This is a genomic window from Sulfurovum sp. TSL6 (assembly GCF_019972115.1).
GTDB lineage: Bacteria > Campylobacterota > Campylobacteria > Campylobacterales > Sulfurovaceae > Sulfurovum.
On sequence record NZ_BPFJ01000003.1, the window covers coordinates 332,407 to 356,217 of the forward strand.

The 23,811-nt window shown below is 38.7% G+C and carries 22 protein-coding genes; 6 read left to right on the plus strand and 16 right to left on the minus strand.

The window, feature by feature from the left end; translation table 11 throughout:
* Positions 1-67: 67 nt before the first annotated feature.
* From LDM93_RS10645 to rpsF, 6 genes are all read right to left on the minus strand, one after another.
* Positions 68-502 carry a hypothetical protein gene (locus tag LDM93_RS10645; RefSeq protein WP_223892383.1) on the minus strand — a complete coding sequence of 145 codons (435 nt, stop codon included), beginning with the start codon at positions 500-502 and terminating at the stop codon, positions 68-70.
* A complete protein-coding gene (locus LDM93_RS10650; RefSeq protein ID WP_223892384.1) occupies positions 499-2,622 on the minus strand; it encodes a hypothetical protein in 2,124 nt (707 codons plus the stop codon). The genes LDM93_RS10645 and LDM93_RS10650 overlap by 4 nt, the downstream gene beginning before the upstream one ends.
* On the minus strand, positions 2,619-4,148 hold the full coding sequence (locus LDM93_RS10655; RefSeq protein ID WP_223892385.1) for a site-specific integrase: 1,530 nt from the start codon (positions 4,146-4,148) through the stop codon (positions 2,619-2,621). The genes LDM93_RS10650 and LDM93_RS10655 overlap by 4 nt, the downstream gene beginning before the upstream one ends.
* The gene (locus LDM93_RS10660) at positions 4,145-5,449 is read right to left on the minus strand and encodes a site-specific integrase (protein ID WP_223892386.1); all 1,305 of its coding nucleotides are present in this window, start codon (positions 5,447-5,449) and stop codon (positions 4,145-4,147) included. Before LDM93_RS10660 ends, LDM93_RS10655 begins: the two co-directional genes overlap by 4 nt.
* Positions 5,450-5,581: 132 nt before the next feature.
* The gene (locus tag LDM93_RS10665; RefSeq protein ID WP_223892387.1) at positions 5,582-6,079 is read right to left on the minus strand and encodes a single-stranded DNA-binding protein; all 498 of its coding nucleotides are present in this window, start codon (positions 6,077-6,079) and stop codon (positions 5,582-5,584) included.
* Positions 6,080-6,104: 25 nt separating this feature from the next.
* On the minus strand, positions 6,105-6,488 hold the full coding sequence (gene rpsF / locus LDM93_RS10670; RefSeq protein ID WP_223892388.1) for a 30S ribosomal protein S6: 384 nt from the start codon (positions 6,486-6,488) through the stop codon (positions 6,105-6,107).
* A 228-nt stretch (positions 6,489-6,716) separates the two neighbouring features.
* Between rpsF and LDM93_RS10675 the strand changes: the two genes are divergently transcribed.
* Positions 6,717-7,445, plus strand: coding sequence for a Rieske 2Fe-2S domain-containing protein (locus LDM93_RS10675; RefSeq protein WP_223892389.1), 729 nt, complete (start codon positions 6,717-6,719; stop codon positions 7,443-7,445).
* Between the two features lie 197 nt (positions 7,446-7,642).
* Entirely contained in the window at positions 7,643-9,007 is a 1,365-nt protein-coding gene (locus LDM93_RS10680; protein ID WP_223892390.1) for an FAD-dependent oxidoreductase, read from the plus strand.
* A gap of 151 nt (positions 9,008-9,158) precedes the next feature.
* Here LDM93_RS10680 and holA read toward each other — a convergent pair whose 3' ends face one another.
* The 3 genes from holA to htpX form a co-directional block, all read right to left on the minus strand.
* A complete protein-coding gene (gene holA, locus LDM93_RS10685) occupies positions 9,159-10,136 on the minus strand; it encodes a DNA polymerase III subunit delta (RefSeq protein ID WP_223892391.1) in 978 nt (325 codons plus the stop codon).
* Positions 10,136-12,106, minus strand: coding sequence for a ribonuclease R family protein (locus LDM93_RS10690; RefSeq protein WP_223892392.1), 1,971 nt, complete (start codon positions 12,104-12,106; stop codon positions 10,136-10,138). Before LDM93_RS10690 ends, holA begins: the two co-directional genes overlap by 1 nt.
* A gap of 67 nt (positions 12,107-12,173) precedes the next feature.
* Positions 12,174-13,004, minus strand: a complete 831-nt coding sequence (gene htpX, locus LDM93_RS10695) for a zinc metalloprotease HtpX (protein WP_223892393.1) — start codon at positions 13,002-13,004, stop codon at positions 12,174-12,176.
* Positions 13,005-13,095: 91 nt separating this feature from the next.
* On the opposite strand from htpX, the gene LDM93_RS10700 reads away from it, so the two are divergent.
* On the plus strand, positions 13,096-13,731 hold the full coding sequence (locus LDM93_RS10700) for a M15 family metallopeptidase (protein ID WP_223892394.1): 636 nt from the start codon (positions 13,096-13,098) through the stop codon (positions 13,729-13,731).
* Positions 13,732-13,924: 193 nt separating this feature from the next.
* Here LDM93_RS10700 and LDM93_RS10705 read toward each other — a convergent pair whose 3' ends face one another.
* The 6 genes from LDM93_RS10705 to LDM93_RS10730 all read right to left on the minus strand — a co-directional run bounded on the left by LDM93_RS10705 (position 13,925) and on the right by LDM93_RS10730 (position 19,824).
* Positions 13,925-14,272, minus strand: coding sequence for a hypothetical protein (locus tag LDM93_RS10705; RefSeq protein WP_223892395.1), 348 nt, complete (start codon positions 14,270-14,272; stop codon positions 13,925-13,927).
* 464 nt (positions 14,273-14,736) lie between these two features.
* Positions 14,737-16,458 (minus strand): bifunctional protein-serine/threonine kinase/phosphatase, encoded by a 1,722-nt coding sequence (locus tag LDM93_RS10710; RefSeq protein ID WP_223892396.1) that lies wholly within the window; start codon positions 16,456-16,458, stop codon positions 14,737-14,739.
* Positions 16,459-16,631: 173 nt separating this feature from the next.
* Positions 16,632-17,072, minus strand: coding sequence for a cyanase (gene cynS, locus LDM93_RS10715; protein WP_223892397.1), 441 nt, complete (start codon positions 17,070-17,072; stop codon positions 16,632-16,634).
* A 39-nt stretch (positions 17,073-17,111) separates the two neighbouring features.
* Positions 17,112-17,951 carry a formate/nitrite transporter family protein gene (locus LDM93_RS10720; RefSeq protein WP_223892398.1) on the minus strand — a complete coding sequence of 280 codons (840 nt, stop codon included), beginning with the start codon at positions 17,949-17,951 and terminating at the stop codon, positions 17,112-17,114.
* Positions 17,952-18,490: 539 nt separating this feature from the next.
* Positions 18,491-19,348 carry an SPFH domain-containing protein gene (locus LDM93_RS10725; protein ID WP_223892399.1) on the minus strand — a complete coding sequence of 286 codons (858 nt, stop codon included), beginning with the start codon at positions 19,346-19,348 and terminating at the stop codon, positions 18,491-18,493.
* A 14-nt stretch (positions 19,349-19,362) separates the two neighbouring features.
* Positions 19,363-19,824 (minus strand): NfeD family protein, encoded by a 462-nt coding sequence (locus LDM93_RS10730; RefSeq protein WP_223892400.1) that lies wholly within the window; start codon positions 19,822-19,824, stop codon positions 19,363-19,365.
* 127 nt (positions 19,825-19,951) lie between these two features.
* Here LDM93_RS10730 and ilvC point away from each other — a divergent pair, with 127 nt between their 5' ends.
* From ilvC to LDM93_RS10745, 3 genes are all read left to right on the plus strand, one after another.
* Positions 19,952-20,977 (plus strand): ketol-acid reductoisomerase, encoded by a 1,026-nt coding sequence (ilvC, locus tag LDM93_RS10735; protein WP_223892401.1) that lies wholly within the window; start codon positions 19,952-19,954, stop codon positions 20,975-20,977.
* Positions 20,978-21,189: 212 nt separating this feature from the next.
* The gene (locus LDM93_RS10740; protein WP_223892402.1) at positions 21,190-22,260 is read left to right on the plus strand and encodes a divergent polysaccharide deacetylase family protein; all 1,071 of its coding nucleotides are present in this window, start codon (positions 21,190-21,192) and stop codon (positions 22,258-22,260) included.
* A gap of 136 nt (positions 22,261-22,396) precedes the next feature.
* The gene (locus LDM93_RS10745) at positions 22,397-23,176 is read left to right on the plus strand and encodes a DNA-processing protein DprA (RefSeq protein WP_223892403.1); all 780 of its coding nucleotides are present in this window, start codon (positions 22,397-22,399) and stop codon (positions 23,174-23,176) included.
* A gap of 38 nt (positions 23,177-23,214) precedes the next feature.
* Here LDM93_RS10745 and LDM93_RS10750 read toward each other — a convergent pair whose 3' ends face one another.
* On the minus strand, positions 23,215-23,748 hold the full coding sequence (locus LDM93_RS10750) for a TlpA disulfide reductase family protein (protein ID WP_223892404.1): 534 nt from the start codon (positions 23,746-23,748) through the stop codon (positions 23,215-23,217).
* Between the last annotated feature and the right edge of the window lie 63 nt (positions 23,749-23,811).

The window sequence follows — 23,811 nt, forward strand, 5'->3', positions numbered from 1 at the left end:
GAACAAGCATCAAAAGTATTAAATGTCCTTTCTGTGTAAAAGTTACAGGAAATAATATATTTACAACCTAATTTTTCGTTTGTCTTCTGTCGACCGTTGGTAACGGCTTGTCAAGCTCATCTTCTGTCACGCCTTTCGCATAAGAATTGTACGACCATCGAGAGAACTGAGCAAGTAAATCCTGGTTCTCACGTATTAGTCTTGCATTCTGTGCTTCTACTCGCTCATATCTTTGTTGAAGTACATCATATTCTATTTTATTTTTTTTCTTAGTATCTCCTGAATCTTTAAATCTATCTTGGACTGATTTATAAGCAGATTTTATTCTAGGGTGTTTCGCAAGTGTTTGACGTGTGTAATGCTCTTTTAGACGTAATTCAACCTCAGATATTAGATCATTCCATGTTAATTTTCCAGACCATCCATCGGTAATATCAGCTATGATATCTATATCATCATCAGTTAAGTTTTTTGAGCGTTCTCGTTTTTCTTTTTGTATCATTTTTTGTCTCCCATATCTTCTAATAGTTTTTTCATTTCATCTAAATTGACGGATCCAGAGTCAGTATCATCGTGTTCAATTGTATTCATTTCGTTTCTTCTTATGCAGGCTTGTTCAATCGGTGATGCCATTTGAATATTAGAAAGCTGTATCAGTGAACCATCTGGTACAGTTGGATCATCCAAAATATCACAAGTACTTTTCAGGATTTCCAGAAACCTAGTGTGAGATTCTACCCATCTGTTTGCTCCAAAATAAGATTCTTTTTGCGCATTTTTAGCAGTTATCAGAAAGCCTTCAGTATCCTTTTTCATTTCTTTGATTCTTTCAGTTCTGGCCTGGTCGCCTTTCATGCATAAATGTTCAATGCATCCCATACAATTTCTGTGATGTTCGCACGGAGTCATGGTAAAGTCGTGTATACATACACCTACTTCTGTTACATGGGCTGTTCTCACTTTTAGTCTAGCGAATTCATCACGTGAAATAACGACTTTCTTTTTAATATCCTCGATATTGGAGAGAGGGCCTTTCATCGCATTTTCATCTCCTACTGCTTCACGTACCATTTCTAACATCTCATCTGCACTAATGTGGTCATATGCCTGGTTTTGATGAATGTCGATTCGTCCTGACCATTTGGCAATGTCTAGCTGACTCAGTCCACCTTTTTGTGCGAGCGTATTTAAGTAGTGTCTGAATTGATGTGATGTCATTTTGATAGGACTACCGTCTAGTTCTGTATATCCAAATCGCTCAAAGAGCGAAGATAGATTTTCTCTAGATTTTAAAGCATCTGCAATAAGTTCCATTCTGATAGCACCTACTGTCGGTATCAAAGTACCTTTTTTATCATGGTATTCATTAGTCATTTGTAAAACTAATGCATCTGAAAATTTCAATTCTATCTCGTTATTTAAGTATGGAAACCTGTCAGGTAGAAATGCTAATAGGGCTTTTTCTAGATCTGAAAAGTGTATTATAAGTTTTTGAGAAACTTTTGTATATAAAACAGAATGGTTTTTCATCCATGCTATGGCAAGTTGTTTCCGTTGTTTTAAATTTTTGTGTGTAATATTTTTACCATATATGATATAAGCAACTTCTGTAGTGCCAAGTTTTTTATTTCTTAAATATTTAAGCTCTTCAGGTAAGTAAAGTTTAGTGGGGTTATTTTCATACCATTTAGCAACTTTTCTAGCCTGTTTGGTTACTTTCTTTATTTTACTAATGGCCTCTTTTGCAATATCCACCATTGAAGGAATGATCCATTTAATCATAGGGGAAGCACCTTTTGCAGGAAACCATCTTAATCCGTATTGCTCTATGCCTTCTGTATCTTTTTGTATTACTTCACAATCGTAAGGTAATAAAAATACTTCATTGATACGGTTGGGTGCACAGATAAGTAGGGCTATAATAGAGCTTGTCAGTTGCTCATATGGTGTTATAGCTTTATTGAAAATTTCTGGCAAGGCTTCTAGTCCTGCTTCAGAAGGCATTTTTTTATTTCTACGATCATCTGCCTCCTTTCCCACACGAGAACTATCTGATGGACGTTTGATGGGATTTTTCCAATCAGGTGCAATTTTAGTTAAACGCTTGTCTGCTAGAAACTTGCCTATATTTTGCAGTGTTGCACCGATCCTGTATCCACGCCCTTGAGAGTAGTTTGCTTTAGTAATGATGATTGCCTCATCTAGCACATAATTATCGATAGTGTTTGGGTCAGCTTTCTTATTGATATTGATAAGTGCCTGTTCAAGAATTCTTAGAGGCTCTAAGAGTTGTCCTGGTTGCTTGAAAGATTTAAGTCCAAATCGATACCGGAAGTAAGATTTTGAGAAACTTAAGAAAGGCTCAGACATTGCCTCAGTATTGTCGTCAGTAGCCTTACCAGTTTGCTTCTTAGAAGTAAAATCGTTGGTTGAAAAAATAGCTACTATACGTTTTTTTGTTCCTTTTTGTTCGATATATGAGGTAATATCCCAAATATTATTATCAAATGATAATTCAGCACCAAAAACTGTTAATTCATCTCTACACATTGTAATAAATTTATCTAGGTTTTGATTCGAACTAAGTCTTTCCTCTGGTTCAAATATTATTGCTTCACTCATGATGATGACCCCAGTATATTTTGTGATTTTATTTGCTCACATTCTACTACCACTTGTGCAACTGCGAAGATGGTTTTGTCATTGACACTGGCAATTCGGTAGTCAGTCGTCTCCATTAATCTTTCACGATCCTGTAAGAGTTTAAGAAGTATTTGTTCATGTGGACCATCATCCCATGCTTGAAAGCTACTACAAGTGTAGCAGGCCAACGGTGCGAATAATCCACAAAATCCGAAACTACCACATTTCCCCATCGCTCTGCCTGTACTATCAATACTTGGATCAATAATGTCGCTTGTTGGATCATCGGCACGTGTTGCTTTTGATTTGTCAAAAAGCAAAAGACCTGCAAATGCTTGTGCTATGGGGGCCATGTGTAATGCCATGGCTTTGTCGATACGTTTAATTATCTCAGGAGTCGATGCAGTGTATACTCCTGCATTTTGGATATCTTCATGGTCAAGTATCTCAGCGATGATCAGTTCACCATGTCCTTCAGATGCGGCCCTTGTACCTATGGTATACCGAAATCGTGTTGAAGTGATATGAAGCTTTTCACCAGTTCTTTCCGATGTTAGTTCTAAGCTTCCTATGATTTTTTGAATCCTGCTCGTTATTTCTTTAGAGCTTGGATGATATGCAAGTTCTCCTGAACGATTTTCTTCTTTGGAAGGAAAAAGTGGAGCCTGGTTCGGATCATCTAAAATCCCGATAAAATCATTTTTAACTTGTTTGCCATAGCCAAAGAGCACTTTCCCCAATGATGGCGGAACGATACGATCTTTAAATTCTGAACGTGCCTTTTTTCTTTTTTTTGCTCTTGGGATACGGATGATGTATTCCTCCGAAGCATCTTTTCGTTTGGCTTTAATCAAATCACAGACCTTTAATTCTGCAAACTGTATAGGTCTGGAACCGTAGATCATGAAAAGCCAGACAAGAAGAAAATCCGCTTTCGGAATATCCCCATCGGCATAAGCATTATTGATGGCAGTTTGAATTCCTTCAAGTTCCAGATCTGTAAAGGGACCTTTATACGGGTCCATAGTTAAAACGGCTTTTCCTTTTTCATTCCCTTTAAATTTAGCCTCGTTTAAATAGTCATAAGCATCATTGGAAAGCCCTGGAAAGCCCATTTCGTACCATTTCTTCAAAAAGCCTGACAAGGCACCTAAATAGTACTGATGTTTAGAATCTAGTGTACTATTGTAATTAATGAGGTGTATCGATGTGATTGTGGTCATATTATTTTCTGATTGTTCATATGAAAACTTCAAGAATTCTTTGAATCGGAAATACATATTGACTGCATGTTTTAATGCATGGTTTTCCAGATACCAGATGAACACTCGCTTCAGTCCATACTTGTGACTATCTGAAATATGTAGATTTGTAATGTTCATTTGATGTTTACCAACGATATCGCTAAATATCCAAACATCATCATTAGGATCAAATATCAGGCCATTTTTTGTTTTGGCTTTGGAGAGAAAGTGTCCGGTTTGATGGTGAGGTGTATTTTTCATTCTTTAGCCCAGTCAGGTAGATCTTCCTCTTGAGGAAACTTATTATCCATCTGTAAAATAGACTCGTTGGCTTTACGCTGAACATGACGCTTTGTATATGTTTCCGCACTGCCTGATGTTTCCTCCCACCCCATCAGGTATGCACGCATCTTCTGCTCTTCCTCTTCGGATACATTTCTTTCATCCATTAAAGCAGAAAAATTGTCATTCCATGTATGTCTGAGTATATGAGGTGTTAAGTTTTTAAATACATCAGGGTAGCACTTTTTCAGTTTGGAAAAGACCTTATTTACAGAGTCCAGACTCATGGGTGAACCTGTCTTGGATGCGACAAATAAAAATTCATGTCTTCCTGCTTTCGGTAGAGCAGTTCGATGTTTGGTGATATAATCAAGTGTGAGTCTGACTATTTTCTTTGGCATGAAAATTTTACGTCCGTATGTTTTTTGGGTAGGCTGATTAAGCCTAGGGTCTTCCGGGTCATCGGGACGACGTACAATATTAAATGTCTCAGATCTGAAATCAAGATCTGAGATCTTGAGACCTAGAAGTTCACTTCTTCTGAGCCCGAATTGATACAGCCATAAAATGAGCAACTCATTTCGGATCTTTGTAAAATTATTTTTCCATGGATTATAAGGTGAACCTCGATCAACCACTTCAAAGAGTTTGTCAATGGCTTCTTCAGATAAGCCCATAGGTGCATTTTCAGATGAATTATGTGAAGTCCCTGGGATTCTTGAATTCAGGGTGGATTCAACAAAGTCTTTTGCATCTTTAAGTAACATGAATGTCATATCTCGTTCAGGAAGTTTTGCCATATGAATATTGGCCATCCATACTAAAAAATTCTTGATCACTCTCATGCGATTTCCCGTGGCATCAGAACTTATTGTAATGATTTGTTTCTTGGAAGTGTTGGAACGGAATTTTTCTAAAGAGTGAGTATTGATAGACTGCTTTGACTTCTGGGGTACAGTGATATCCGCACAAATCTCTTTGAGCGGCAGTTTGCATGTATCGCAGAGACTTTCAATCTCATGCAGATGAAGAAGCTTTCCTTGCTGGAGTCTTTTCTTCAGGTCTATCCCTTCAAGACTGTAATTCTTCAAAAAAATCTTTAACAGCATTAATGAGCGTAAGACCTGTTCAATTGTGTTTACGGCATCACCTTTTGATCTATGTTGTGAAATTGAAAAAACAGTGCTCCAATAATCAGGCATACCAGTTTCTTTCTCAATCAACATTGGGAATCTTTCTCCACTAGAAAACAATACTTTTTTAATGTAATAGGGTGTCATATTTATTTCCATTTTTCTTGTTACACATTATAGCATAAAATGGAAAGGAGTTAAAAAAAGTGTAAATAACGTATACTCTCCTTAATATAGGGGATATGGTATGAGTTATTTACATTTGTATTTTGTTATAGGTTAAAACGGTATTTCATCTTCATTGATGTCAATTTCTGGAATGTTTGACGTAGGTTGTGGTGCAGCTTTCGGAGCAGACGGTGCAGGTTGGCTATAGTTGTCATGTGATGGAGCATTATAATCTGATGATCCACTTTGACTATATCCGTTACCACCCATAGGTGCTGCTTCGTCTTTACTTCCTAGCATTTGAAGGTTTTCCACTGTTACTGAGTGTCTACTTCTTTTGCTACCATCTTGTGCTGTCCACTGATCTAGCTTCAATCTTCCATCTACTAAAACTTTGCTACCTTTACGTAAGTACTGATTCGCAATTTCAGCAGTTCTACCAAAAAAAGTAAGGTCTATAAAGAGTACTTCTTCTTTTTGTTCACCAGTTGCAGATTTGAATTTACGTGAAGTTGCGATGGCAGTATTACCAATCGCACTTCCACTTTGTGTATATTTAATCTCAATATCTCTAGTGAGGTTTCCGGCTAAAATTATCTTGTTGTACATAAGGTGGCTCCTAATCTATGGTTGATTATGCTTCTGTCGCTTCTGCTTCAGGTGCTTTTGTCTCTGCTGCAGCGCTTTTGTTCGCTTCTGCCACAAGTTTATCAAATTGTGCGATCTCTTTTTGTTTAGTATATTTCACAGTTAAAAACTTAATGATATCTTCGCTGATCTTAAGATTTCTCTCGAGTTCTTCGATAGTGCTACCTGCTGCTTTATAGAAAAGAACAGTGTAGTAACCTCTGTTATGTTTTTCTACTTGGTATGCAAGTTTTCTCATACCCATATCATTCGTACCAACTAGCTCGGCACCTTCTTTAGCAAGAATATCTTTTACTTTCGTAATTTGTGCTGCAATCTCTTCTTCTGTAAGTGTAGGTTTAACTACAAACAGTGTTTCATAACAAGTCATATTGTTTCCTTTTGGTTTAATAGCCCATGTATACAGCTGTATCTTTCACTAATGTGAATATAGCTGTCCAAAAATGAGCAAGAATTTTGGAAGCGATATTTTACTATATTATCCCTTAGCTGCACATTAGACAGTAATTTACCCTATAAAGAAAATGAAGAAACATTGAATATTAATAAGTATTTTTGTATCATTTAGTAAAGTTAATTTATGATCAAGGTGTTTATTATGGAAAGAAGAAATTTTTTACGTGTATCTGCAACATCAGCAATGGCAGTCGCTATTGCACCTTCACTTGTGACTCAAAGGCTTTATGCAGAAGATGGTAGTCTGTTTCAAACGTTTGAAAAAGTACAACTTAAAGATACTGATGGTAACCCTCTTAAGTCTGCTTCCTTGGCAGTAGAAGAAAACTATGTATTTCATTATCCGCATGTATCCACCCCGGCCATTATGGTCAATCTTGCAACACCGGCCCAAAAGGACATTAAGCTCAAAGCAGAAGATGGAACGGAATATATCTATAGAGGCGGTTTAGGAGTCAATGGAACCATTGTTGCCTATTCTGCTATCTGCCCCCACCAATTAACACACCCGCAGCCTGAGATGAGTATGTTCCAGTATGTGGAAGAAAAAGGTAAAACACTTGCGTATGACAAAGGCGGGGTTTTTGTCTGTAGTTCACATCTTTCGGCATTTGACGCTAAAGAAGGTGGAAAAGTAGTAGGCGGACCGGCCAACGAAGGTTTGGCATCTATCATTCTTGAGATTGATGCAGAGGATAACATGTGGGCGGTTGCAGTGTTGGGTCCAGTGAAGTTCCAGGATTATTTTGATGCTTTCAAAGATGAGTTTAAAAAATTCTATGGGAATAGAAGGAAAGCGAAAAAACTTACAAAGGAAGAGGCAAAAGTGCAACCCCTTAAAAACTTTTCAGCAGAACTTATCCAAGCCTAAAAGAGCACACATAAGGTATGATAGTCTTTCTCATACCTTATGATTATTTCTTCAAAATTTCATGTGCTTTTTTGTTACCTCATCAAATTAATTCATATATTACTTCAAAGTAATTTACTTTATATATAATTTTTGTCATAATTAATTACTTTATGTTATGTAAAGAGTTTAACAAACCAATTCTAATAGGAGACATTATGGCAATGAATAGAAGAGATACGTTTAAACTGGCAGGTGCTGCTGCAGCCGCTGTAGCAATGCCAAGCATCGCAATAGCAAGCGAGAAAAAAGCAGATGTGAAAAAAACCAATGGTAGATCAGTAGTGATCGTAGGTGGTGGTTTTGGTGGTCTTACCATGGCGAAAGCACTTCGGAAAAAAGATAAAAGTATTGAAGTAACAGTCATTGAAAAGAACAATATCTTCATGGCATGCCCTTTCTCTAATACACTGCTTGGTGGTCTTGACGGTGTCAGTTTGGACACTTTTGTCGGGGACTACTATCAGCCGGCTGCAAAGTATGGCTACAGTTTTGTACAGGCAACAGTGACTGCTATCGACAGAAAAGCGAAAACTGTTACAACGACCAATGGTGATTTCGCCTATGATATTCTTGTGCTTTCTCCGGGTATTGCATATGATTATGAAGGACAATTCCCTGCATGGTCAAAAGAGAAGATCGCTGAAGTTTCGCAAGCCTGTCCTTCTGCATTAATGCCTGGTAATGAACATATTGCACTAAAGCGGCAACTTGAAGATATGGATGATGGTAATGTGATCATTGTACCGCCTGCAATGGGAAAATACAGATGTCCTCCAGCACCCTATGAGAGAACTGCCATGGTAGCAAATTACATGAAAAATGAAGGGATCAACGGAAAAGTGATCGTGCTTGATACGAGAAATGGTAAATTTGCCAAAGGGGCAGCCTTTAAGGAATCTTGGGATGAACTATTCCCAGATATTATTGAGTATAAAGGGCTTACAGAAGTGACAGATATTGATGTTTCAGCTAAAACAATTACCTATACAGAGTTTGCTGATGCAGATGATGAAAAAGGTGTCAGTAAAACTGAGAAATATGAAGTTTGTAACCTTATACCTATCAACAAATGTTCACCGGTAATCGCTATGGCGGGGATAGAAGTCAATGGTGCAGGGTACGCAATGATGGATGGGTATAGCTTCAAATCTAAAACAGATTCAAACATCTATGTTGTCGGTGATGCGGTCACACATGCGATACCGCCAAGCGGACAGACGGCTATTTGGGCAGCAAACAGAGCAGCAGGACAAATTGTAGCCCAGATCAACAAGCAAGTTTCAGATCCTAAAGAAGGCCTTCCTGCCAGGGCAGCAAATGTATGTTATTCCATGGTAGGGAGTAAACCAGAAGAAGCGATCATGGTGACACATACATTCTCTGCAGATCCAAGCGGTAAGCTGAAAGGTAAAGGACATGTACCTAAGCCAAAAGATGGTGGCGGTAAATTCAGATCTAAAGGTACTGCAAAAGCTACTAGAGAGTGGTTTGGTGGTGTGATGAGAGAACTCTTCTCTTAATAGGTCATCTTTTTAATGATTTGCACTCATCTTTGAAAGGTGAGTGCAGTTACATACTGACGTATGCTCCTTTACTCAAACTTTCAAATCTAAGCATAACTCATTAAAAACCTTAACCTATTAAACTTTTCAAAATAAAATAAAAATAATTTTATAGATATCCCTGCAATTTGATCAGCATACTGTAAACCAATACCTCTTTTTGTGTAGCTGGTGCCTTTTTGATGAGTATCTCACTCTCCAGTAAATGTTCAAATATCTTCAGCAAGGCAGCTGATTTTACACGTAAGGCCAACTGTGCTTTTTGTTCTTCTATCTGCTTAGGCAGTTTATAGCCCAGTATTGCTGCTGAATCTACATGTCCATGGAGTTTGATATAGGCATGAAAGAGGAAGATCTGATTGACAAAATATTGTGTGGAACGAAGCAGTGAAGCTTCATCTTCCCCCAGTTCAAGTAGTTTGGTAATGGTTGCCGTGATGGGCTTTTTGTTAAAAAGGTCTATGAGTAACTGTTCTGTTGCCAGAGGTGCAGTAGAGTAGACCAGTCTATCGATATCTTTACTTGTGACTTTCATGCCCAGAATGGCAAGCTTATCCAGCTCATTGGCACAAAGTGCCAGGTTGTTATTGAGTATGAGCATAAGATGCTGCAGGGCATAGTGGTCAATGTCAAGCTGTATCTGCTGTGCTTTTTGTTGCAGCATAGCGATACCGTCACGTATGTTGGGCTCGAAGAATCGTACCCATGCCCCGCCTTTTTTCTCACTGAAGGCTGCTTGCATACTCTTTGCATCTTTGGGGGCACCTGCATAAGCATAAAGGAAGTAGTTATCTTCACTTTTATTGGCCAGTTCTATGAGAATATCGAGTTCTTTTTTGGGTATTTTTTTATCGTGTTTGACCACTACAAGATTGGTACCGCCAAACAGAGACGTCTGGGAAAGAAAATTCTTAGCCTGTTCAAAGTCCCATTCATCGTGATAGAGATTGAGCATACTCTCTTTTGCATCTGTTTTTTTGATATAGGTATCGATATAATGGTCTACCAGGTAGTCATTTTCACCATAAAACAATACAGCTTTGGGAAAAGCCTGTTTCAGTTTCTGGTCAAATTCTCTTTGGTACATTAGACTAGCTCCATTTCATCTTTACTCAATTTTTCAACGAATTCAACCATGATGATAGCCTGTGGGATATTGACTTCATTGATCTTTACTTTGACTCTATCAAAAAGCATCACATTGTCACCTTTAAGATGCACGGTAACTCCTTTGATCTCGCCTAAGAGCACTGCTTTAGCGCTCTCTTCTACTTCGATGATCTCTGCTTCGAAGATCTCACCTAAGTGTGTAACTGCCCAACGTGCAAATTTACGGTCTCTAAAGTCCCATTCTGCTTTGGTCGCATCTCTTTCAAGTTCACTGACCCTTGCACAGAGGGGCTCGATATTTCTTAACAGATAGCTTGCTTCTTCCAGTTCCTCTCGCAGTTGTGTTTTGATAAGGCGATGCAGTATGAGGTCGGCATATCTACGTATGGGTGAGGTAAAGTGGCTGTAGTGACTAAAGCCAAGGCCAAAGTGTCCTACATTTTGTGCTGAGTAGCTTGCTCGCCGTAAAGATTTAATGACCATAGCATCCACTTCTGAAGAAAGGTTCATTCTTGCTGCTTCTTTTTGTATAGCACGTATAAGAGAAGGCGCATCTTCATACTCTTCAACATAGAGACCGATGGCTGCAAGTTCAGCCAGTAAAGCTTCTATCTTCGCAAGTTGCGGTGGTTCATGGATACGAAAGATACTGTCACCTTCACCCGTAAAACGTTTCGCTGAGGCTTGGTTGGCCAGGAGCATACACTCTTCTATGAGCGAGTGTGACGGCGTTCCTGTTTCTATCTCTGTATTAACCAGTAGATGTGCTGCATCGATCGTGAGCTTGGTCTCTTCAGATCTAAAGTCAAAACCATGTCTGAGCCGTTCATTACGTAATCTGACCGTTATTTTTTGTAAGGGAAGCAACCATGTGAGGATTTGGGCTACCGTATCCGTGACACCTCCCGTTCCATTTTCCAATATTTCATCGATATTGTCATAATTAAAACGGTGCTTTGAGTGTATGATCGCTTCAAAGAATTCTTCTTTTAACGGTTTCAGGGTAGTCTTGTCCAACTCTATCTTCGATACAAAGGCAAGTCTGTCTACTTTAGGTTTGAGTGAACAGATGTTTTCACTGAGTTCACGAGGGAGCATAGGAAAAGATTTGTGTGGCAGGTATGTGGTGAAACCTCTTTTTTTTGCCTCTTTGTCAATGTTGGTAAAGAAAGGCACATAGTGACTGACATCTGCGATAGCAACATAAAGGGTATACGTGTCCATATCAAAATAGATAGCATCATCAAAATCTTTTGCAGTCACCGGGTCAATGGTACAGAAATCAAGATGCGTGAGATCCACACGGTCAGGATGTTCTTCTTTGGTGACTTCTACTTCAACATCCAGTGCATCTGTGACACACTCTGGCGGGAATTCATCTTCACGCTCATAGAGTGCAAGAGAGATCTTTTCATCAACCTTAGGGTCATCCAGTGTTCCCATGACTTCAAGAACTTTATCTGTATCAACATCTACTTTTAACACGGTTCCCAGTTTAAAAGCTTTGAGGTCCATACCTTCCATCACGGCATGCGTAGGTTCTCCTGTACGGATGTTAAGGATAAGGAAATTACCCGATTCATCCCTATGGGTGTAAGCGATAGTGAAAAGAAAGGCTTTTTCTATGACCAGCTGTACTTTACCGCTGGCACGTCCACGTCTGGCGATGATACGCTTGGCGACGACCACATCTCCATGTTTTGCACCCCGAAGATCATCAGGTTCTACCAGCAGGTCTCTTTGTTCTTTGAACTCTGCTTCTATATACCCTTTGCCATCTTTACCTATGTAGAGTCTACCCACACGATAGATAGATTTCAGTTTCCAAAGCCCATCGACTTCTTCAAGGGCACCCAGTTGCTGGAGCGCCTGAAAACTGTTCTGGTCTTCTTGTTCGATGTCTGAAATAAGGCATCCGTGGGTAAGTTGTATGGCAAATGGGGACATAGTTAAAGGCTCTCTTAATATGGTATATAAAATAAACAGTTTGTTTGTTTAATCAAGGGTAATTATATTACTTTAACGCTTCAAGTCTCTCTATTCTTTGTTCCGTACTTGGGTGTGTACTAAAGAGTTGTTTGAGTGACATATCTTTCCCCGTAAAAGGGTTGATGATGAACATATGTGCTGTTTGAGGGTCTGCGTCATGCAAAACAGTTTTTCGAGCATAATTGTCCAGTTTAGCCAAGGCACTCTGCAGCCATTCAGGATGCCCTGTCATTCTTGCTGCACCGGCATCTGCCATAAATTCACGGTTTCTGCTCACAGTCATTTGTATGAGACTCGCGGCCAAAGGCATAATGAGCATCAGTGCAAGTGTCACAAAAAGGTTAGGTCTGTCCCTGTCTCCTCCACCAAAGAACATACCAAACTGTGCTAACATAGCTATAGCTCCGGCAATAGTCGCAGTCACAGTACCGATGAGCATATCGTAGTGTTTGATGTGGCTGAGTTCATGTGCGATAACGGCTTCCACCTCTTCCTCGGTCATCATATGTAAAAGCCCTTCGGTAACAGCCACTGCAGCATGCTCATAGTCTCTACCTGTGGCAAAGGCATTGGGCTGTTCTTCAGGAATGATGTAGAGTGCAGGCATCGGTAGATTGGCACGATGTGTGAGTCTTTCTACGATCTCATAGAGTCCTGTAGCATTGTTATGGTCTACAGGTATGGCATGGTAATGTTTTAACACTTGTGTGTCACTATAGTAATAGGCATAAAAGTTCATCCCGGCTGCGGCAAGGAAAGCGATGATCATCCCTGTCTGGCCGGCTATCATTCCTCCAAACCAGATAAACAGAAGGGTAAGCCCTGTCATTAGGGCATAGGTTTTAAATTGTTCCATTGTGTTCTATCCTTAAAATAGTTATTTTTATTTTAATATACCATACTGGTACAAACCGAAGGTAAATCACAGGCTGTGTTATAATAATATCATGATTAAAATAATAACTCTCATCTTTGTATTGACTTCAGCTGTATGGGCTGAATATCGTTCAAGTATCTCACCTATTACGCCTGACATAAAAAAGCGTATGATAAAAGGAAACTCCTGGAAAGAAGGTTGTCCTGTAGGCCTACAGGATCTGCGTTATTTACGCATCAAACATATCAATTTCAATGGTGAAGAGAAGATGGGTGAGATCATCGTGCATAAAGAGGTATCTGTTGAGGTGACAGAGATCTTTCAAGCACTGTATAAGATGGAGTATCCTATCAAGAAAATGAGGTTGGTAAGTGACTATAAAGGCAATGACTGGGACTCTATAGAGTCAGACAACACCTCCGCTTTTAATTGCCGTACTGCAACCGGCAGTAAAACATGGTCCAAACACTCTTACGGGAAAGCCATAGATATCAACCCCATAGAAAATCCGTATATTTCAAGAAAAGGATATATCTCCCATAAAGCATCGGCACCCTATAGAAAGAGAGTCCATAAAAAGTCTACCTATGCAGATAGAGCGGTTTTGTTGAAAGGTGATAAAGCCGTTCAGCTATTTAAAAAATATGGTTGGAAGTGGGGTGGAGACTGGTCGGGTGTGAAAGACTATCAGCACTTTTCAAAGTAAGATATTTTCATTATAAAGCCTCCTATATAGAACCTTTTATAAGGATTATAATCAGCATTAAAAATTTTTTTAACGCGTCCCCATCGTGATGATAGGGACGCATACATCAATACGACAAATAAGCAATTGATAATTGAAGTTACTACTACAGGTGTACATTCCAATCGGTGGCGATGGAAGCAAGGAACATTATTTAGTCGTCATTATGCAGTTGTCCACTAAACTCAAAGCCAAACTTCATTTTGTTGGCTATTTCTTCTTCGACCTCGTCTATGAGTTCTTCAGTTTGACCTTCTATCCGTTCAATGAAAAATTTTTGTTCTCTTTCGCGTTTAAAAGTATGTACCTTGTAAGGTTTATCGATACCATGTTCTTCTATAAACTTTTCAATCGTATCTTCCCAAATGAAGGTAAGTTCATGTTCTATGGTTTGTGGTTCTTCATTGTCGGGGAGGGTGTAGTTAAATGCTACCATATCTGTGAAGGATATGACTTCATACGCTTTATTTTCTTTTTGAGACGTTACTTCATTGTTTGTCATGATCGTGTCCTTTAGTTTATGTTGTTTATTCACTGTTATAGCAAAGATAGCTTTAAATAGGATAAAATTTGTCCGATTTATTTTTTTTATGCGAATATAGTAATCTTTTGTATCTTTTTTTAGACCTAACAACGCTAAAAGATCATCAAACATTTCATCTGATCTTTAACTTTTTTCATACTCTCAAGGCAGTTAGAATAAACTGAATGGATATATAGGGTGATTTTGAGGAAAGTAACTTTTTAAGCTTTGGACAAGACTATAGGAAGTATACAGACAAGATTGAATGATACAATCTAAAAAAAGTTACTAGAAAACCAGAAGTATAAAAAAAGGATGATAAGGTTCCTTCATAGTTTTCATGTCACTAGTATAGTCTTAATATAAACACTTTTATTTAGGAGACTGTATAAAAAATAATCATTTTTAATCTAACCGGTTTTAGCTTGCAAATGATCTGAGTATCATTGATTTAACAATACTACAATGATGACGGATAAGCCTAAAGAGATCATCTTCCACAAAAGTACCGGGTTGCGTTCTAACAATGGTGGTCTGGACTTATTTAAAAAGGCTTTATTGGGGTGCCGTAAGTCATACAAAAACTCCGACAATTCTCCATAACGTTTATAGGGGTTTGGTTCCAATGCTTTTTTCAGTACCTCATCGACCCACAGTGGCACTTCATGGATATCAGGATTCAAGTGTTTATATTTCAATTTTCTTTGGGCTGCTTTTGTTGTAGATTTAGCGACCTGTGTGCCGTAAGGAAGCTCACCGGTAATCATCTGATAGACGATCACTGCCAAGGAGAAAAGATCGGACCTTGATGATCCAATGTATCCAAGAAAATATTCTGGTGCAGTGTAGGGTGCCGTTCCAAGTATATTCTCCTGTTTTATATAGGCATTGCTTTCCACGATCCCTTCAACCCTGGTTGAACCAAAATCAATGATCTTTACCGTTCCTGTAGTGTCGATCATGATATTTTCAGGCCTCAGATCCTGATGTATCATTTCTTGACGATGCAGTGCGAGCAAGCCTTTGGCTATCTGTTCTGCAATTTCACGGACAGTTTCTATGTCTGGGTTTGGGTTATCGATCATCCACTGCGTCAAGGTCTGACCATCGATAAATTCTGTCACATTATAAATATAGTTACGTTCACGCGTCTGCAGATAGGATTTGACCAAATGTGCATTATTCATACGTATGGCGATCCATTCTTCAAGTAAAAATCGTTCGAGATAAGCCTGGTCTTCACTGAGGTCAATGGAAGGTGTTTTGAGAACAACTTGCGTATCCGTTTGGGTATCAACCGCCAGGTAGACATGACTTCTACTGCTGGCACTCAACTCACGAATGATCTTGTACCCATCAAAGTCCATTCGTGCTTCAAGCAGTGGCGGCAAGGGTTTTTCACTCAATTGTTTTTGGATCTCGTTGGCATCTTTATCGGGCAGTGTATTTACTTTTACAAGCTGAATGGTCAAATTGTCATCACTGCCTTTTTCATAGGCTGTCTCTACTATGTGTTTTGCTGCAGCATTCAGATCACCATTGCTTTGCTCTATGATACTTATCATAAGGTCAGCGCTGACATATTCATAGACGCCATCTGTCATAAATAAAAAAATGTCATCTATTTCTACTGGTACAGTATCGTAATCAATTTTCAGATCTGAATCAACACCCAAGGCACGACCAAGATAACTTTTTTCTTGTGAGATCCACATGCGATGATCTTCAGTCAACTGCTCCATTTCATTATTTCTCAATTGATAGATACGTGCATCACCTACATGAAAAATATGGGCTGTCGTTGACCTGATCACCATAGCACTAAAGGTACAGACATAGCCTTTATTGGCATCATAATAGTATTGGCTTTGTTTTGTTTGTGCATAGAGCCATGAGTTGGTCGCAGTAATCACACGTTGTGCAGATTTTTGCACAGACCAGGATTCAGGTGTACTAAAATAATCCATTAAAAATGAGGTAACGGATGTTTTACTGGCCGTTTGACTTACTTTACTGCTGCTGATTCCATCAGCTAAAGCAATGGCAATCCCTTTATAGGTCAATTGGGGTTCTTGAGGTATACAAATATCATGAAAATCTTGATTTACCTCTTTACGTCCTTTAGTGGAATGTTCGCCAATAGATATTGTTAATTGCTTTTCCATGTTGTTAAGTAACCTTATTGAGCCTAAACTTTATATAGAGTCAGATTCAGTTTTATAAGTATTTAATTAAAATCTTTTCAATGTGAAAAAGCCCTTAATTCAAAACTTTTCGATCTTATTTTTTATTGTAGCAAAAGATTAAGACCTGTCGGAATTAATCTTTTATCACTACATTACCATGATTTATAAGGTAAAAATTTACCATTCATGGTGATCACAACCCTGTCACCCAATGGGTTTTCTTCTTTGTCTATGTCCAAAGAGAAATCAATGGCACTCATAATACCATCTCCGAACTTTTCACCAACGATCTCTTTGATCGTTTCACCATAAACTCCGACCACTTCATACAGACGATAGACTAGAGGATCCTGAGGTATCGTAAAGTCCCAGGTTTTGTTAGGATATTCCTGTAAAGTGATCGCCACTTCTTCATCTAAACCAAGTGCTTCACACAGTTTTTCTGCAGGTTCCTTTTTTAGGCTGTTCATCCCCAAACAAGCTGAAGTAACGAAAGTGGTCGATAGACCAACTTTCTCAGCTAACGCTTCCCAGCTCATCTTGGCACTTTTTCTTGCCAGGACTATTGCTTCAGTCATCTCTATTTTTTTCATATAATATATCCTTTTTAATAGTGTTTTATAGACTTCAGCTTACGCAGCTGAAGCGTCTTTTGCTTTGATGCTCAATTCACGTTTTGCTCCAGTTCTTACGTGTGTTGCATAAAGAGTCAATCCAGTAAAGAGAAGACCACCCGTTAGGTTACCCAATGCAACCGGTAGTTCATTCCAAAGCAGGTAATCTACTACTGTAAAGTCACCACCCATGATCAAAGAGAATGGGAAAAGGAACATGTTAACGATCGAGTGTTCAAAGCCCATAAAGAAGAACAGCATGATCGGCATCCACATAGCGATAGCTTTACCGCTCACAGTTGTTGAGATCATCGCACCTACAACACCCATTGCTACCATCCAGTTACAAAGCATTCCACGGATGAATACCGTAAACCAACCAGAAATACCGTGCGCTTGATAACCCAGTGTTCTTGCTTCACCGATACCTGCAACTTTTTGAGCAATAGCACCACCATCCGTATCAAAACCGTATGTAAATATGAAAGCACTCATAAACGCAACCGTTAACGCACCTAGAAGGTTACCAAGTCCCACTAGACCCCAGTTTCTAAGTATCTGACCTATAGTCACCCCTGGTCGTTTATCGATCCATGCCAACGGCACCAATACAAATACACCTGTCAATAAATCAAAGCTCATTAAATAAAGCATAATAAACCCAACAGGGAAGAACGCTGCACCAACAAGACCTGAACCAGTTTTCATCGCAACAGTAATTGCAAATACAGCAGCTAGTGCTAAAATTGCTCCCGCCATGTAAGCTCGTATCAGTGTATCTTTCGTAGACATATATACTTTTGACTCACCAGAGTCAACCATTTTCTTCACAAATTCCGTAGGCATTAAATAAGACATTGATCACTCCATGTTTTGATTAGTAGTTTTGACATTTTCATTCCTTTTTTTAATTCATAATATTCTTATAGGTAAAAAATTATCCTATAACCTGATTGCCTCTTGATGATAGACATAATCATCACTCCGTTGTCCCGCAGTATATAACGTTTATTTCAGCTATATAATTTGCTTATGAAAAGTATAATAAGTTTTTGTCTTAATAGTGTTCATATAATTGTATAAAAAATAATCATTTTTATTTTAAGAAGAATTTTTGTGTAGAGAAAACTGTATAAAAGATATCATTGAATAAGGTTCTTAAAATGATATTCTGAACTAGTAACTTGTAAAATATTGTGTATGGTCTTTGTGGGAAGATGTGTGGTAGTAAAGATGTAAGCAGCACTAGCACTATAATGACCACTCGAGTGGAATCATATGCAGTATCAGTTTCAGGGTGTTCAACTTTGGAATAAAGTAAAAACCGAGCAATACTTTATATGTAAAACCTCATAAATAGAGTATTTTATAAGGTTTTATGCTTTCTGGAAAATCAGTTACTTTTTAAATACATTCCCCAGCATACCTTTAATCGCACCCTGTAGATCCGCAGGGTAGATAACAAATTTCGAATTCTCACTTTTACTGATCTGTTCTAAAGAATTAATATATCTGTCTCCCAGTAAAAACATGGCAGGAAGTTCTTTGTCTTGTATGTTGTCAGAGATGAGTCTAATAGCTTCTGCAGAAGCATTTGCCAGGGCTATCTGTGCCTTTGCTTCCCTTTTTGCTGCTTCAAGTTTACCGTCTGCTTCGAGGATCGCAGCATTTTTGTTACCTTCTGCTGTCGTCTCTATAGCACGTCTTTCTCTCTCTGCCGCTGCTTGTCTCTCCATAGAGTCTTGCATCGATTCACTTGGATTGATATCTTGTATCTCGACAGACTTCACTGTCACACCCCAGTCTGCAACATCATCGATAATAGAGTCTTTCAGTTTACTTTTGATGTGTTCACGGTTGGAAAGTGCTTCATCCAAGTCCATTTCACCTAAAATAGAACGTAGTGTGGTCATGACCAGCTGCTGTATGGCAACTCTAAAATCCTCGATACCATAGATGGCATCTCTAGGGTTGGTCACACGTGCAAAAGTGACTGCATTGGTGTGGATAACAGCATTGTCTTTCGTAATGACCTCTTGTTCAGGAATGTCCAAAATAAGGTCTCTTGTAGATACACGCTCTCTTACGGATTCAAGATAAGGGATGATAAGATTGAGTCCGGGTGTAAGTGTTCGCGTAAATTTACCCAGTCTCTCTACTACCCACTCTTCTCCCTGAGGAACGATATTGATCCCTTTGTAAAGTGTAACAATGACCGCAATGACCAGTATAGCAACGATATTTAACATTTCCATTTTTTTTCCTTGAGTTAGTTTGTAGTGAGAGGTTCAACTTCTATCAGTTGTCCATTGATCTGTACGATCTTCACACGCGTGCCTTTGTCTATATCAACTTTAGAGATCGCATGCCAAGAAGTGTTCCCCAGCACAGGTGTGTCAAAAGTGACTTTGCCTCTGCTATGCGGCTGTATATCTTCCATAACCACACCTAAGGTATCGAGTCTATAGTTTGACTGTCCGCTTTCAGTGACAGGCGCTTCTCTAAACCACTTGAACCATACAGCAATAACCAGTATTGAGAGTATCATCCAAATGGTAAGTTCCATTGTAAAAGAAGTGTCAAAAAAGGTATCAAGTATACCTACTATGATTGCAGCGACACCCAGTCCAAGGACAAAAAATGTCCCCATGCTCATATCCCAAATAAGCAATGCTATACCAAAAACGATCCAGTGCCACCATAAAACAGTTTCGTTGAGAAATTCGATCAAATTCACTCCTTTTCCATATAAAGATTTATTATATCATAAAAGATAATTGTAGATAAAATTTACGATAATAAGTTATATTTGGATATAATCGCGAAAATTTTCGTACTTCGTACATCAAGGATAATAAATGTCAACTTTAAATGTATATTATGACAAAGATTGTGATATCAACATCATCAAGTCAAAAACAGTAGCAATGATCGGTTTCGGTTCACAAGGGCACGCACATGCAGAAAACCTTAGAGATTCAGGTGTAAATGTTGTTATTGGTGCAAGAGAAGGTGGTTCTTCTTGGAAAAAAGCTGCGGCTAAAGACTTTGAAGTACTTTGTGTTGCAGATGCTACAGCAAAAGCGGACGTAGTTATGATCCTTCTTCCGGATGAAAACCAAGCTGAGATCTATAAAAACGAGATCGAACCAAACCTTAAAGAGGGTGCTACTATCGCATTTGGACATGGATTTAACATTCACTATGGAAGAATCATTCCAAGAGCAGACATTAACGTTACAATGATCGCACCAAAAGCACCAGGACACACTGTACGTTCTGAGTTTGTAAGAGGTGGTGGTATCCCAGATCTTATCGCTGTAGGTCAAAACCCATCTGGTACGACTAAAGAGTTGGCACTTTCTTATGCATCAGCTATCGGTGGTGGTAGAACTGCAATTATCGAAACAACTTTCAAAGATGAAACTGAAACAGATCTATTTGGAGAGCAGGCAGTACTTTGTGGTGGAGCTGCTTCACTTGTACAAGCTGGTTTCGAAACGTTAACTGAAGCGGGTTATGCTCCAGAACTTGCATACTTTGAATGTCTTCACGAGCTTAAACTTATCGTTGACCTTATGTTCGAAGGTGGAATCGCTGACATGAGATACTCTATCTCAAACACAGCTGAGTACGGTGATTATGTTTCTGGTAAGAGAGTTATCAACGCTGAGTCAAAACAAGCGATGAAAGATATCTTGACAGAGATCCAAGATGGTAGATTTGCTAAAGACTTTATCCTTGAAGGTCAAGCAGGTTACCCTCGTATGAATGCTGAGCGTAACAATGACAAAGAAAAACTTATCACTAAAACTGGTAATAAACTTCGTGAAATGATGCCTTGGATATCAGCAAACAAAATCGTAGACCAAGAGACTAACTAGTCTTTTTGGTTCTTTGCACTCATCTTTATGTGATGGGTGCAGTTACATACTGACGTATGCTCTTTTACCCAAGCACACAAATCTAAGCACAACTAACCAAAAATCTTCAGTTCGTTTTATTTCTTTAGCTTTTTTTAACCACGTAAAATTTTATATCTCATTCTTAATGCTACTTTGTTACAATAGGCGAAATTTAAACACTAGTGAACTTTATGGCAAATCAATCCAAAAAAACAAAGACAAAATCTTCTCCCAGAAAAAAGCCAGTACAAAAGAGAAGAGGCAGAAAGAGTACAAAAGGTTCTACTTTAAAAAAAAGTATTTTTATCGTTCTAGGTGTATTTTTGATGATAGCTATGGTGGTTTTTGGATATTTTTTAGGGCAGCAAGATAGGCTCAATAGTTATACCCCGAAAGTACAGATCTCTAAAACAAATGAAAAAGAAAGCAAAAGAAAACTTTTAGAAGATCTCTCAAAGATCAAAACACAAAAACCTCAAGAACAAAATAAAGATAGACAAATACCTACTAAACCTTTGATCGATAAAAAGGTAAAAGTAGAAAGGATAATCACTAAAGAAGATGTACCGCAGAGGAAGCAGTACAACAGAGTGCTATTGTCCTCTGAGTGTGAAAAGCCGAAACTCGCGATCATTATAGATGATGTGTCAAACAGAAGACAACTTAGTAAGATACAGGCAACAGGGCTAAAGATCACTCCATCCATATTTCCACCATCAGAGCGCTCCATGACATCACATCACTTAGCCAAAGGATTGGAACATTATATGATTCATTTGCCAATGGAATCTGGAAGGGCACAGTTCAATAAACAGACTAAAACACTCATAACGACCTTCGGCAAAGAGCAGATAGAAGCCAGAGTGAAAGAGCTTAGAGTACTTTTCCCTACGGCACGTTATATTAACAACCATACAGGTTCTGTGTTTACTGACAATTATACTGCGATGCAGACACTGTATACAGCACTTCGTAAAGAGGGTTTTGTCTTTGTGGATAGTCGGACGATCGCTTCGACCAAAGTACCTAGGATCACAGAAGATTTTGGTGATGCCTATGTGGCAAGAGATGTCTTTATAGACAATGAACATCATGTGCTTTATATTCACAGACAGCTTCAAAAGGCAGTGAAGATAGCAAAGAAAAGAGGTTATGCTATTGCTATAGGGCATCCGCATAAAATGACCCTGAAAGCGCTCTCAGGTGCAGCAGATATTTTCAATGAGGTAGAATTGGTTTATATAGATGAACTTTATCAATAATATACACTCCAAGAGTATTCTCTCCTTTTAGTTGGGCACAATATGAATTGCCATACTCTTTTCAAAAGTATGACAATATGAAATATTTTTAATTCTGGATATGCCTCTATGATATCATAGGTAAAAAAGGCATCGTATGAGTCAAATACTCACTCAATATATACCCACTTTGGAGGAAATGAAGAAGTATCCTTCTACTCTTTTTTATAAGGGTAACCTGGATCTACTGCAACGGCCTAAAGTCTCTATAGTGGGAACAAGGCGACCCTCAAACTACACACGACAGTGTACCTACACGCTTGCCAATGCTTTAGCCAAACGAGGGGTGTGCGTAGTCAGTGGAGCAGCCATGGGTGTAGATACTATAGCCCACGCTGGAGCAGGAGAGGAAAATACCATTGCAGTGGTAGCAAGCGGCTTGGATATACGCTACCCTGCAGTCAATCAAAATCTTATAGAAAGTATAGAGAATAAGGGACTTGTACTTAGCCAGTTTAATGATGGCTTCAGAGCAACAGGATGGAGTTTTGTGGTACGGAATGAGCTCGTCGTTGCACTTGGGGATACTCTTATTGTTACAGAAGCAGATCTAAATAGTGGTTCAATGCGTTCAGTTGAGTATGCGTTAAAGATGGGCAAAAAGATATTTGTACTTCCTCAAAGACTTGACGAAAGTCTGGGTACGAATCACTTGTTACATACTATGAAGGCTACAGCCATACACGATATAGAAGCATTTGCTTCTACTTTTGGACAGATCGCAGATGATGGGCTGGAAAAAGATGATTTTTTTTATTTTTGCCAAAAGACACCTACTTTTGAAGAGAGTCTCAAAAAATTTGGTGACAGGGTGTATGAAGCAGAACTTGAGGGGATCATCACTATACAAAATGGTATCGTAAGATTATCTCGGTAAAACTATCTCCCTGTGTGAAGAGGGAGATAGAAGATAGACTATTTGGTTGTTTTGGAAAGTTGTGAAATGAGTTCTTCGAGTGATGATTCCGGAAGCATACCTGCTTGTACAAATTGTACATCACCTTTAGTGTCCAGGGCTACTAAGAAAGGAATACTTCCTCTCCATTGTGCTCTTTGCTGGATATAATTTACAAATTCGGATGCTTTCTCCTCAGAGACTACAATGTAGTTCATCCCTTTCTCTTTAGCAAACCCTTTGACTTCTTCGTGAGTATAGCCTTGTACTTCTATAGAGACAATGGCTAAATTGTCTTTATGTTTTTTTTGAAGCTTAATTAAATGTGGAATTGAAGCCAGGCAAGGAGGACATTTATGTCCAAAAAACTCTAAAAAGATCACTTTCCCTTCAAGACCTTTTATGTTGAATCCTTGTTCAGTACCTGTGATATCATAGGTTTTTCCCGTAATGTCTGTCATCGTCATTTCTGCTAGTGGTGTTTGGCTCCCTGCTGCTTGCGTATAGGTGAAGAGTGACAGGAGTAGAAGGAATGTTGAGAATAATTTTTTCATAAAATGAGCCTTTATAGATGATTTTATAGATTATACACTATGAAGATGTAAAAATTGTGTAAT